At 62.9% G+C, this 12,879-nt stretch carries 10 protein-coding genes and 1 tRNA gene; 6 read left to right on the plus strand and 5 right to left on the minus strand.

Going from position 1 to position 12,879, the window contains the following annotated elements:
- Window positions 1–42 precede the first annotated feature (42 nt).
- Window positions 43–1,458 (plus strand): dihydrolipoyl dehydrogenase, encoded by a 1,416-nt coding sequence (gene lpdA, locus HPO_RS06345; RefSeq protein WP_035595930.1) that lies wholly within the window; start codon window positions 43–45, stop codon window positions 1,456–1,458.
- A 178-nt stretch (window positions 1,459–1,636) separates the two neighbouring features.
- Here the strand turns inward: lpdA and HPO_RS06350 are convergent, their stop codons facing one another.
- The 4 genes from HPO_RS06350 to purB form a co-directional block, all read right to left on the minus strand.
- On the minus strand, window positions 1,637–3,796 hold the full coding sequence (locus HPO_RS06350; protein ID WP_035595932.1) for a TonB-dependent receptor: 2,160 nt from the start codon (window positions 3,794–3,796) through the stop codon (window positions 1,637–1,639).
- A 190-nt stretch (window positions 3,797–3,986) separates the two neighbouring features.
- Entirely contained in the window at window positions 3,987–4,730 is a 744-nt protein-coding gene (locus HPO_RS06355; protein ID WP_035595934.1) for an SDR family NAD(P)-dependent oxidoreductase, read from the minus strand.
- 109 nt (window positions 4,731–4,839) lie between these two features.
- A complete protein-coding gene (locus tag HPO_RS06360; RefSeq protein WP_035595936.1) occupies window positions 4,840–6,123 on the minus strand; it encodes a dipeptidase in 1,284 nt (427 codons plus the stop codon).
- A gap of 136 nt (window positions 6,124–6,259) precedes the next feature.
- Window positions 6,260–7,558 (minus strand): adenylosuccinate lyase, encoded by a 1,299-nt coding sequence (purB, locus tag HPO_RS06365; RefSeq protein WP_035595938.1) that lies wholly within the window; start codon window positions 7,556–7,558, stop codon window positions 6,260–6,262.
- A gap of 150 nt (window positions 7,559–7,708) precedes the next feature.
- Between purB and recJ the strand changes: the two genes are divergently transcribed.
- From recJ to HPO_RS06390, 5 genes are all read left to right on the plus strand, one after another.
- On the plus strand, window positions 7,709–9,502 hold the full coding sequence (gene recJ, locus HPO_RS06370) for a single-stranded-DNA-specific exonuclease RecJ (protein ID WP_035595940.1): 1,794 nt from the start codon (window positions 7,709–7,711) through the stop codon (window positions 9,500–9,502).
- Window positions 9,503–9,580: 78 nt separating this feature from the next.
- Window positions 9,581–9,655 (plus strand) — tRNA-Glu (locus HPO_RS06375).
- Window positions 9,656–9,780: 125 nt separating this feature from the next.
- Entirely contained in the window at window positions 9,781–10,308 is a 528-nt protein-coding gene (locus HPO_RS06380) for a cold-shock protein (protein ID WP_035595942.1), read from the plus strand.
- A gap of 50 nt (window positions 10,309–10,358) precedes the next feature.
- Entirely contained in the window at window positions 10,359–10,814 is a 456-nt protein-coding gene (locus HPO_RS06385) for a DUF192 domain-containing protein (RefSeq protein WP_241767874.1), read from the plus strand.
- The gene (locus HPO_RS06390) at window positions 10,807–11,241 is read left to right on the plus strand and encodes a PaaI family thioesterase (protein ID WP_035595944.1); all 435 of its coding nucleotides are present in this window, start codon (window positions 10,807–10,809) and stop codon (window positions 11,239–11,241) included. The genes HPO_RS06385 and HPO_RS06390 overlap by 8 nt, the downstream gene beginning before the upstream one ends.
- Window positions 11,242–11,258: 17 nt before the next feature.
- On the opposite strand, the gene HPO_RS06395 is transcribed toward HPO_RS06390, so the two are convergent.
- Window positions 11,259–12,869, minus strand: a complete 1,611-nt coding sequence (locus tag HPO_RS06395) for an acyl-CoA synthetase (protein ID WP_035595946.1) — start codon at window positions 12,867–12,869, stop codon at window positions 11,259–11,261.
- Between the last annotated feature and the right edge of the window lie 10 nt (window positions 12,870–12,879).

Here is a 12,879-nt window from a genome sequence, read left to right on the forward strand (position 1 = left end):
CGACTTCGCTCACCATGAGCCGTCAGGCCAAGGAGAATGCAAATGTCCACCCAATACGATCTCATCGTCATCGGCTCCGGTCCCGGCGGCTATGTCGCGGCGATCCGCGCCAGCCAGCTCGGCATGAAGACAGCGATTGTCGAGCGCGAAAGCCTCGGCGGCATCTGTCTCAACTGGGGCTGCATCCCCACCAAAGCGCTGCTGCGCTCGGCCGAGGTGCTGCATCTGGCCAAGCATGCCAAATCCTTCGGCCTGAAGATCGAGAACCCGTCTTTTGATCTGGAAGCGGTGGTGAAACGCTCGCGCGGTGTGGCCGCGCAGCTTTCGGGCGGCGTCAAGTTCCTGATGAAGAAGAACAAGATCGACGTCATCGAAGGCACGGCCCGTCTGGAAAAAGGGGCGCCCGCGCCCAAGGTCATCGTCAAGGGCAAGGATGGCAAGGATACGCCGTATACGGCCAAGAATGTCATGCTGGCGACCGGCGCCCGCGCCCGAGATATTCCGCAGGCGGGCCTCAAGGCAGATGGCAAGCTCGTCTGGACGTATCGTGAAGCCATGACGCCGGATGTGATGCCTAAGCGCCTGCTGGTCATCGGCTCGGGCGCCATCGGCATCGAGTTTGCGAGCTTCTATAACGAGCTGGGCAGTGAAGTGACCGTTGCCGAGGTGATGGAGCGCATTCTTCCCGTTGAGGACGCCGAAATCTCCGGCCTCGCCGAGAAGGATTTCAAGAAGCAGGGCATGAACATTCTCACTGGCGCAAAGGTGGAAAACCTGAAGCCCGGAAAAGATACGCTCACCGCCGAAATCACCACAAAAGATGGCAAGAAGGAAACGAAGGAATTCGACCGCGCCATCCTCGCCGTCGGCATTGTCGGCAATGTGGAGAATCTCGGCCTTGAAGCGCTCGGCGTGAAAATCGAGAAAACCCATGTCGTGGTCGATGGCTTCGGCCGCACGGGCGTGCCCGGCCTCTATGCCATCGGCGATCTCACCGGCCCGCCCTGGCTGGCCCACAAGGCCAGCCATGAAGGCATCGTTTGCGTCGAAGGCATCCATGGAAAAAACCATGCCGAGCCGTTTGACGCGTCAAACATTGCCGGCTGCACCTATTCCCATCCGCAGGTCGCCAGCGTGGGCCTGACGGAAGCAGCTGCAAAAACCAAGGGTTATGACATCAAGGTCGGCCGCTTCCCCTTTATCGGCAATGGCAAGGCGATTGCTCTGGGGGCGGAGAATGGGATGGTGAAAACCATCTTCGACAAGAAGACCGGCGAGCTTCTCGGCGCGCATATGATCGGCGCGGAAGTTACCGAGCTGATCCAGGGCTATGTCATCGCCCGGCAAGGCGAGCTCACCGAGGCAGACCTCATCCACACCGTCTTCCCGCACCCCACGCTATCAGAAACGATGCATGAGGCGGTGCTGGATGCGGAAGGCCGCGTGATCCACGTTTAATCTAGCGCTGACACAGGCTCACCCTGAGCGAAGTCGAAGGGCGAGCCGGAAATGTGGTGCACGTAAGTGTTTCCCGGCTCGTGGTTCGACTTCGCTCACCATGAGCCTCAACTAAGTTCAATGAAAAGCCGCCGAAGCGTTCTGCTGCGGCGGCTTTTGTTTGAGGGCAGGTGAGAGATCAGAACGTATACCGCAGACCCGCGCGGACGTTGCGGCCGGGCAGGGGCACGGTGTCGCGCAGAACGGAGGTGGCGAGGCGCGCCTCTTCGTCTGTCACATTGCGCACTTCCACGAACAGCTGTGTGCCCTCGCGGCCAATTCCGTATTCGGAGAGTTTCAGGGCGGTCTTGAGGTTGATCAGCGTATAGTCGCTGGTGCCCAGTTGGCCTTCGCCGACGCGGCGCTGATTGTCCGCCCATTCCACGCTCGCGCCTACCATCACGCGCTGCCAGTCGGCATCCGCGCCGGCGGTTACGCGCAGGGGCGGAACGAAGGGCAGGTTGCCGCCGCTGTCGAGTTCGCCGCGAACATAATCAATCCCGGAACGGAACTTCCAGTTGGCGCCCAGCGGGCCCTGGTTGATGTAGTATTCGCCATAGATTTCGCCGCCATAAAGGGTTGCGTCATCCTGAACGAAGGCGAAAACCGGCAGGCCGTCTTCCTCGGTCACCAGTTCGCCGTCTTCCTCGATGGCGCCCGGGGCGAGATAGATGAAGTCGGAGAAGCTTGTGTGGAAGACGTTCATGCCGAAGCTTGCCCGGTCGCCCCGCCAGCGCAGGGTGCCTTCCAGGTTCAGGCCCTTTTCCTTGCTGAGGGAGGCGTCGCCCACTTCAAACTGCTCCGTGGCAAGGTGGGGGCCGAAGGCGAAGAGTTCGCTCTCGTTCGGGCCGCGCTCGGTATAGGCGATCTGCGCGCCGGCAAACCATCCGTCACCGAAATGCTGGTGAACGCCGGCAGAGGCGCTGTAGAGGTCGAACTCGACCTTGCCCGCGTCGGCATTGTCATGTTCCAGTTGCTCGACGCGCAGGCCGCCTTCGATGCCGAAGCCGTTATCCCAGTCGCGGGTCTCATAGAGGAACAGGGCCCAGGAGGTCGTATCGGTCGGTGTCAGGAAGGCTTCGCCGCCGGTCGCGTCGAGGGATTTGTCGAGGAACTGAACGCCCACAGCGCCTTCAAATCCGGCAAGGGCATGGTCAAGTTCGATCCGGCCTTCGATGCCATCGGTCTTGAAGACGGAGCTGGCTTCATCGCCCTCGATCTCGCTATGTTCGTAGTCGGAGTAAGACAGAGTACCGGTGATGGCTTTGAGGATCGGGCCGTCAAGGTTGATCCCGGCGCGGAAGTCATAGCGGGTCTGTTTCAGGTCCACATAGGGCGAGGCTTCGTCGTCATGATCGTGATCATGGTCGTGATCGTCCTCATCATGGTCATCGTCGTCATGGTGTTCTTCATGCGCATGGGAATGCCCCGGCAGGCCGTATTTCGAAGTCTGCTGGCGCACGGCAAAGCCTGCAAAGGCCCGTTCACCCACCCAGCTGACGCCGCCGCCAAAGGTTTCGGTATCGAGGAAGGAATTGGGAAGGCGGCCAGAAACTGCGGCCTCTTCCTCGTGATGGTGATCGTGATCTTCGTCCTCGTCGTCGTGATCGTGCTCCTCATGCTCCAATTCCTCGCGGTGGCGAAGCTGGCGGGACTCGGCGAGGCCGGGGATCTTGTAGTCGCCAAAGTCGCGCTGGGAGGCGGAGAGGGTGAAAACCAGCGGACCGGCCACGAAGGCGGCGCGGCCGCCTGCTTCGGTGCCCCGGTTGACGCCGTTCCACGCGCCATAGGCTTCCCCGCTCACCGTGCGCTCGGGCAGGGTGTCCACGATCAGGCCATCAATCACGTTCACCACGCCGCCAATCGCCTGTCCGCCATAGGCAAGGGCGGCCGGGCCGCGCAGGATCTCGATCTTGTCGGCATCGATGCCGTCTGCGGCCACCTGGTGGTCCGGGCTGGCGGCGGAGACGTCGATCACGCCGATGCCATTGGTCAGCACCTGCACGCGTTCAGCGCCTAGGCCGCGCAGCACAGGCCGGCTGGCGCCCTGGCCGAAGAAGGTGGAGGAGACGCCCGGCTCGCCCGACAGCGTGTCACCCAGCGTGCCGGAGAGGCGGCCGACGATGTCAGCCCGGTCGAGCGCGGTGGCGTTGCCGATCAGCTCGTCGCTGGAGCGCGCGGGGCCAGGCGCGGTGACGATGATGGGCGCCTCGATGCGCGGCGAGTCGGTTTCCTGGGCGATGGCGAGGCCGGCGAGGAGGTGACCGGAGATCGCGGTCAGCAGGAGCGTGCATTTCATCTGGGAGGCTCACGGTTGAGTAATGTAATAATGTTGCAATATCGGGGCGCAAAGTTCCACGCAAGGGGCGTCACTGTCCCACCCTGTCCAATTCCTGTCCGGATTTGTCCGGCAATTGTCCGCGTTTGACAGGAAAAAGCCCGCCAGTGGCGGGCTTTTGTCGCCTTCTGTCGCTGTTATTCAGCCAGGTTCAGGCCGCGCTGCCATCCACGCGCAGCAACGATCCGGTGGTGAAGCTGGATGCCGGACTGGCCAGATAGAGAGCGGCGGTCACGATCTCCTCGGGGTAGCCAGGACGGCCCAGCGCATTGTCCGCAGACTGGCGCATTTCCTCCGGCCAGGCCTTTGCAATGTCGGTCAGGAATGGGCCGGGACAGATCGTGTTCACCCGTACTTTCGGGGCATATTCATGCGCCAGCGACAGGCTCATCGCATTGATCGCCGCCTTGGCAGAGCCATACGGCACCACATGCGGCAGGGGCACGAGGCTGCCCGAAGACGAGATATTGATGATTGAGCCGCCCTCGCCATCGGCCATCCGCTTGGCTACCTGGCTGGCCAGGCGGAAGGGGCCTTTGAAGTTCAGGTTCAGCACGGAATCGAACAGGTTTTCCGTCACCTCATGGCTCGCCATACGGGGGCCGGAGCCGGCATTGTTCACAAGCACGTCAACGCGCCCGAAATGGGCATAGGATGCTTCGATGAGGGCATCGATATCATCCCAGCGGCCGCAATGAGCGGCAAAGGCAAAGGCCTTCCGGCCCATCTTGCGCACTTCCTCGGCCGCGGCTTCGCAGGCATCCAGCTTGCGGCTGGCAATGATCACGTCGGCGCCGTTCTCTGCGAAAGCCTTGACCATCTGATAGCCAAGGCCGCGGCTGCCGCCGGTTACGAGTGCCACTTTGCCGGTCAGGTCGAACAGGTTGCGCGCCATCGGGGTTCCTCCAGTTTCTGATGCTGGCGGCGAGCTTGTTTCACGCCACCGGCATCATCAACAGAGAAACCCGCTGCCTGCCGCGAGGTGAGGGCATCTTCCCTCGCGTTCAGTTCAGGACTTGCGGCGATGCCAGGTCAGAGGTGCGGGCCGCTTCCACTTCCGACATCAGGCGCAGAACGTTTCCGCCCCAGATTTTCACAATGTCTTCCTCGGAATAGCCAGCTTCCACGAGGCGGGCTGTCACCTTCGGCAGGTCCACGATATCTTTCATTCCGTCGACACCGCCGCCGCCATCCCAGTCTGCGCCCACGCCGACATGATCGGGGCCAACCAGCTCCAGCGTATAGAGCAGGTGCTCCATGAACTTCTCGAAGGTGGAGCGCGGCGGCGGAAACGCCTTGTTCAACTCCTGGAAGGCGGCCCGGTAAGCGTCGCGGGTCGCGTCGTCCATCGTAGAGGTGTCACGGCCATATTGCGCTTCAAGCTCGGCGAGCGCGGCGAGGCGTTCGGGGCTTGCAAGCAGAGCCTCCAGATAAGAGCCGTAGGCATTGATCTGGATGACCCCGCCATCTTCCGCGATGGCGATCAGAAGGTCGTCCGGCACGTTGCGCGGATGATCATAGACGGCCTTGGGGCCCGAGTGGGACAGGATGATTGGCGTGGTCGACAGCTCCAGCATGTCGCGCACCGTGTCATCCGAAGCGTGCGAGCCATCCAGGATCAGGCCCAGCTCGTTGGCGCGCCGCACCAGCGCTTCGCCAAGCGGGCTGAGGCCGCCATAAGCGGGGCTCACATCCGTCGCGCTGTCGGCAAACTGGCTGTTGCGGAAATGCACGGGCGCGATCATGCGCAGACCGCCGATGTAGAAGGTGTCGAGCATCGAGATGTCCGTGCCCAGCGGATAAGCGTTTTCCATGCTCTGGAAGACGATCTTCTTGCCCGCAGCCGCAATCCGTTCCGCATCGGCGGTGGAGAAGGCAAGCTCAACATCCTCATGGTATTTCGCCGCGAGTTCGCGGATCGACATCTGGCGCAGAATGGCCATGTTGCGCGCGGCCAGATAGGAGGCCTCGTCCAGCGGGCCCTGCGGCGTGAAGATGACCCAGAAGCCGCCATCCAGGCCGCCTTCGTTCATCCGCGGCAGGTCGACATGCGTGCCATCCACATCAAAGTCGCCGCGCTGGGAGAAGTTGTAATCGGGGGTGTGGAAATAGGCGGGGGTGTCGAGGTGGGTATCCAGCACCAGCGCGCGGAAATGGATCTCGTCACTTGCAGAGCGCGCGGGAGCTTCAGCCGCCTTTGCGGGCGGGGCGCCCTCCGTCTGCGGCGCATCAGGGGCGCAGGCCGTCAGAAGGGCGCCCAGCGCCACGCTCAGGAGTAGTTTCTTCATGCGATCAAGCCCCGCAATGTGAGTCCAAGGATTGCGGGATGTTCACCCGCCAGCGCCGTGGGTCAACCGCAGAACCTGCAAAGAAAGGGCAGGCCCGGAGGCCCGCCCTGATTTGAGCCGATCTGTTGTGCCTGCGTCAGGCTTTGCCGAAAACCCGGGCGAAAATCGTGTCGACATGCTTGAAATGATATTCAAGGTCGAACAGGGCATCGATCTCCGCGCCGGAGAGGCGGGCTGTAACGTCGGCGTCGCCCTTCAGCAGCTCATTGAGCGGGCCTTCCTTTTTCCAGGTGCGCATGGCGTTGCGCTGCACCAGACGGTAGGCGTCCTCCCGGCTGACGCCTTTCTCCACAAGCGCCAGCAGGATGCGCTGGGAGTTGTGCAGGCCGCCCATCGAATTGATCGTGGCCAGCATGTTTTCCGGATAGACGACCAGGTTTTCCACAACACCGGCAAGGCGGTGGAGCGCGAAATCGAGGTGGATGGTCGCGTCCGGACCGATGCCTCGCTCGACGGAGGAGTGGGAGATGTCCCGCTCATGCCAGAGGGCGACGTTTTCGAGCGCCGGCGTCACCGCCGAGCGCACGAGCCGGGCAAGGCCGGTGAGGTTTTCCGTCAGCACCGGATTGCGCTTGTGCGGCATGGCGGAGGAGCCCTTCTGGCCGGCGGAGAAATACTCTTCCGCTTCCAGCACTTCCGTGCGCTGCAGGTGGCGCACTTCGGTGGCAAGGCGCTCGACTGATGAGGCGATGACGCCGAGGACGGCGAAATACATTGCGTGGCGGTCGCGCGGAATGACCTGTGTGGAGACTGGCTCAATCGTCAGGCCAAGCTTGGCCGCGACATGCTCCTCAACCTTCGGGTCGATATTCGCAAAGGTGCCAACGGCGCCGGAGATGGCGCAGGTGGCCACTTCTTCCTTCGCGATCACCAGGCGCTGGCGCGCCCGCTGGAACTCGGCATGGAAGGTGGCGAGCTTGATGCCGAAGGTGGTCGGCTCGGCATGGATGCCATGGCTGCGGCCGATGGTGGGGGTGAACTTGTGCTCGCGGGCACGCTTTTCGAGGGCGGTCAGCACCCGGTCGATGCCCGTAAGCAGCAGGTCTGCGGCGCGCACAAGCTGAACGTTGAGGCAGGTGTCGAGCACGTCGGACGAAGTCATGCCCATGTGCAGGAAGCGCGCCTCATCGCCAACATGTTCGGCAACGTTGGTGAGGAAGGCGATCACGTCATGCTTCACTTCACGCTCGATCTCGTCGATGCGCTCGGGCTCGAACTTGGCGCGGGCGCGGACAGCGGCGGTCGTGCCCTTCGGGATCTGGCCCATCTCTTCCATGGCTTCTGCGGCCAGCGTTTCAATGTCGAGCCAGATCTGGAAGCGGGATTCGGGCGTCCAGATGGCGGCCATTTCCGGGCGGGTATAACGGGGGATCATGGTGCGCTCTCGTTCGTGGTATTTCGGGGTGGTGCTCTGACGTGCCGTCTAGGCCGGTTGGCCGGGTTTCGCCAGCCCTGTGCAGCGATGGATTTCACCCCAGGGCCGGCTTGGTTTACTCTGAGCGCTGATTCTTCCGAAGGCTGCCCCATGTCCCAACCCGCCATAGTCCACGGATCGCCGTTTCTGGGCGTGGAACGCTCCGCCGGCGGGCGCCGCTGGCGGCTGGCTGAGGTGGACGAAGCGCTGGTGCGGCGGCTGATGCCGGTGGCGGCGGGCTCTGATCTGGTTGCGCGCCTGCTGGCCGGGCGCGGCGTAACGCCGGAAAGCGCGCCAAACTATCTGGCGCCGACCCTGCGGGAGCTGTTCCCCGATCCCAGCAGCTTTGCTGATATGGACAAGGCAGCAGGCCTCATTCTGGATGCCATCCTGGAAGGAAAGCGTGTCTGCGTCTTTGCCGACTATGATGTGGATGGCGGCACGTCTTCGGCCATCCTGGCGAAATATTTCCGCGCCTGGGGCAGGGAACTCGGCCTCTATGTGCCCGACCGCCTGGAAGAGGGCTATGGCCCATCGCCGGAAGCATTCCGTTTCCTGAAGGCGCAGGGCTACGATCTTGTGATCACGGTCGATTGCGGCGCGGCGGCGGTGCGTGCGTTGGACGAGGCCCGCGCGATTGATCTTCCGGTCGTGGTGATCGACCATCACCTGATGTCGGGCCATGTGCCGGAGGCGGCGGCCCTGGTGAACCCGAACCGGCCTGACTGCCCTTCAGGCAATGGGCATCTGGCGGCGGCAGGCGTGGTGTTCGTCTTTGCCGCGGCGATGAACCGGCTGGCGCGTCAGCGCAATCTCGCCCCGAAAGGCGGGCTGCCGGATATTCTGCATTATCTCGACCTCTGCGCGCTGGGCACGCTCTGCGACATGTCTCCGCTGACCGGCGTGAACCGCGCCTTTGTGCGTCAGGGCCTCAGCATCATGGCGCGCGGCGAGAATATCGGCTTGCGGGCGCTCGCCGATGTCAGCGGGATTGGCCAGATCGAGAGCGTCTATCACGCGACCTTCCTGCTGGGGCCGCGCCTCAATGCGGGGGGGCGTGTGGGCGATCCCTGGCTGGCGGCCAAGCTACTCGCCACGGATGATCGCGCGGAGGCCATCGCGCTGGCCGAGCGGCTGCATGCGCTGAACGATGAGCGGCGCGCTGTGGAGGCGGCCATACAGGAAGAGGCGACGGCGCAGGCAGAACGCGCGCTGGCGGCCAATCCGGATCGCGGCATCATCATTGCCGCGGGCGAAGGCTGGCACCCCGGCGTCATCGGCATCGTGGCGGGCCGCCTGAAGGACAGGTTCCACCTGCCCACCATCATTATCGGCTGGGGCGAGGGACTCGGACCGGTGGCGAAAGGGTCTGGCCGGTCGGTTACCGGCGTGAACCTGGGCGACGCGATTTCAGCGGCGGCACGGGAAGGTGTGATCCTGTCCGGCGGCGGCCACGCGATGGCCGGCGGCCTCAGCCTGGAGCCGCACCAGATCCCCGCCTTCGACGACTGGATGGTCGCCCATATGGCGGAGTTCAAGGCTGAGCGGGACGCCGCGCTGGACCTGCACATTGACGCCGTTCTTTCGCCCGGCAGCGCAACGACCGCGCTTTATGATCAGGTTGCAGCGCTCGGGCCCTTTGGCACCGGCGCGCCGGAGCCCGTTTTTGCCATGACAGATGTGATGCCAACGGGGGTGCGCCGGATCGGCGCCAACCATCTGCGCTTTACGGCGGAGAACAATACCGGCCGGATCGAATGCATTGCCTGGCGTGTTGCGGACGAGCCTATAGGGGACCTGCTACGCACTGGGCAGCGTCTTGGCCTCGCTGGCCGCCTCAAATCTGACCAGTGGAATGGCCGCCGCCGCGTGCAGCTCGAAATTCTTGATGCATCAATGCTGTGAATCTTCTGCAGAACTTCGTTTGAAACGGGTTGCAGGGTAAGAAATCACCCGCTATATGCCCGGTTCTCAAGCCGGTGCGGTCCCTTCGTCTATCGGTTAGGACGTCAGGTTTTCAACCTGAAAAGAGGGGTTCGATTCCCCTAGGGACTGCCACCAGACTTTCTCCTTACTGCTCGCTTTCTGGACGGTCATGTGACTTCCAACCCGCATTACGGGTTAAGATCGCGTGACAAGCGCGCCCTCTCGCTTTAGGTTTCCCTGCTGGGGAATTTGGGTTGATGACTAAGACTGCAGCCAAGACCGAATCAGAGGCAACTGCCAGCGAGCCTGCCGCCCGCGTGATCGGCCATATCAAATGGTTCGACAGCGCGAAGGGCTATGGCTTCATCGTGGCTGAATCCAGCTCTGATCCCGATATGACGGGCGATGTGATGGTGCACATCTCCTGCCTGCGGGACTATGGCGAAAACTATGCCGATGAAGGCGCCAAGATTGTGTGTGATGCGGTCCGCAAAGAGCGTGGCTGGCAGACGGTGCATATCATCGAGATGGAACGCCCCCGCGCCGTGCTGGCTCAGGAGAATGGCCTGCGGCCGGACTTCGAAACGGTAACCCTGAAATGGTTCAACCGCGCGCGCGGGTATGGCTTCGTGCTGCGGGATGGTGACGATACAGATGTGTTCGTTCATGCCGTGGCGCTCCGGAAGGCCGGCTATGAAGAGATCGAGCCGGGCACGCGCATTGAGGTGGTGATCGAGGCTGGCGCTAAGGGCGAGCATGTCTCCTTCGTGAAACAGCGCCGGTAGAACCGCGCTAGGCGCTTGCCGCCTGCAGAAGGCCCCGGTAAACCAGCGCCATGATGCGCTTCATCCTCACCCTCGTATTCGCTGCGGCCATGTTCGTTCAGGCCGCTTTCGCCCAGCTGGAAACCTCACCTCTCGGCATCAAGTCGGGCGATGAAACGCACGCCTTTACGGTAGAGATGGCGGTCACGCCGGAAGAGATCCAGCAGGGCCTTATGTTCCGCCAGGAACTCGCCCCCGATGCCGGCATGCTGTTTGACTTCGGCATGACCCGTCAGGCCAGCATGTGGATGAAGAATACGCTCATCCCGCTGGATATGCTGTTCATTCTGGAAGATGGCCGCGTGATTGCGATTGCCCGCAATGCGCAGCCCGGTTCTCTGCGCTCGATTGGTCCCGGCGTGCCGGTGCGCGCTGTGCTCGAGATCCCCGGCGGGCGCGCCAAGGAGCTTGGTATCGAGCCGGGCGATACGATTGTTCACCCGCTCTTCGGCAATACCGGTGGCTGATAGCCAAACGGCAGAGCCGCTGCCGCGTGACGGCTTTGCGCTGACGCCTTCGCGCGGGAAGTTCACGATCCATAACGGGCCGAGCTATCGGGCGACCGCGCCGGGCGACATGCGTACTGGTCTCTGGGTGCTGGACCGGCACTGCAACGGCATGGGCTTCCTGCATGGCGGGATGATGTCAGCCTTTGCGGACAGCGCGCTGGCCTGGGCTGTGTGGAGCGCGACCGGCAAGATGTCCGTCACGATCCGGCTGACGCTGGAATTCATGGAGATAGCCCGCGAGGGCGAGTGGATCGAAGCCCATCCGGAGGTTTCCTCCGTGGACGGGGATTTCATTCATGTCAGCGCGAACATCGTGAAGGAAGATGGGGGCCTTGCCGCACGCGCCAGCGCAGTGTTCCGCACGGTGCGCCGCAAGGCCGAATAAGCTCCGGCCAGGCTGCTTCAGCCCGGAAGGCCCAGTTCCTGCAGCGCGAATGCCTTGATGGATTTGTAGTCTGCCTTGCCATTGGGCGCGCGGCCCAGATTGTCCTTGAACAGAATACGTTTGGGCGCCTTGTAGCGGGCGATCCTCGACTGCACGAAAGCGCGCAGTTCGTCTTCGGTGGCGCTGCCTTTCAGCGAGACCACGGCGGTCACGGCTTGTCCCCATTTGTCATCCGGGACGCCAACGACCAGCGCGTCGGTAACGGCCGCGTGGGATTTCAGCGCTTCCTCCACCTCTTCGGGGTAGACTTTTTCGCCAGCCGTATTGATGCAGTTGGAGCCGCGGCCGAGCAGGGTGATGGTGCCGTCCTTCTCGACGGTGCACCAGTCGCCAGGGATGGCGTAGCGCATGCCGTTGATGGTCTTGTAGGTGCGTGCCGTTTTCTCTGGATCCTTGTAGTATCCCAGCGGCACGGCGCCGCCGCGCGCGATGAAGCCGGGCTCGCCGCTGCCGGGTTGCACTTCGCGGTCGTCCTCCGTGAAGACCTTGCAGCTTGGGCCGATTTCGAATTTGGAAGTCTGTGTGCCGCCATCGGCGGTGGTGACGGAGCTGCCGAAGCCGACAGCTTCAGAGGCGCCGAAGCTGTCGTTCAGCGCCGCCTGCGGCATGTGTTTGAGCAGGCCATGCTTCACCTCCGCGCTCCACATCACGCCGGAAGAAATGATGGCCAGCACGCTGGAAAGGTTCCAGCGCCCGGGATTTTCTTCCAGCGTCTGCAGCATCGGCTTTGCAAAAGCGTCGCCCACAATGGCCATGGAGGTGACGCCATTGGCGTGAACCGTATCCCAGAGGTTTTCCGGGCTGAATTTGGTTTTCTCCGACAGCGTCACAACGGCGCCGCCATTCAGCATGGCGCCCATGGCCGTGAACCAGCCGGTGCCGTGCATCAGCGGGCAGGCGGGCACCTGCCTGGAGAAACGGCCCACGGTGAGCGCGTTCTGGACATGCTCTTCCATGGTTTCGGGCACCGGGCCGCCGAGCTTGCGGACGCCTTCCATGCTGGCCTCGCGCCAGATGTTATGCGTCCACATCACGCCCTTTGGCAGACCGGTTGTGCCACCTGTATAGAGCAGGAAAATCTCGTCGCCTGAGCGTTCGCCCTTCAGCGGGGAGGGGTCGCCCTCAGTGGCCATTGCCTCATATCCGTGAGCGAACGGAGCGACTGTCTCGCCACCGATCTGCACCCAGGCAGTGACGCGGGGCAGACGGGCGCGCACGCGCTCCACTTCGGCCAGAAACTCGGCGTCGAAGAACACCACTGTCGAGTCCGAATTGTCGATGATGTAGACGAGTTCATCGTCCAGATAACGGTAGTTGACGTTGACCGGGGAGAGGCTGGCTTTGAAGCAGGCGGCCATCGCCTCCATGTATTCGGGCTGGTTGCGCATGTAGAAGCCGGCCTTGTCGCCGCGTGCGGCGCCGAGGCTGAGCAGAGCGCGCGCCAGGCGGTTGGTCCGGGCGGTAAAGTCCGGCCAGTAGATGCGGCGGTCGCCATGGGCGAGGGCAAGGTCATCTGGCCCGAGCGCCGCACCCACGGCATCGAGCATGTCACCGAAATTCCAGTCCATCCGTTTCCTC

It is taken from the genome of Hyphomonas polymorpha PS728 (assembly GCF_000685315.1).
GTDB classification, from domain to species: Bacteria; Pseudomonadota; Alphaproteobacteria; order Caulobacterales; family Hyphomonadaceae; genus Hyphomonas; species Hyphomonas polymorpha.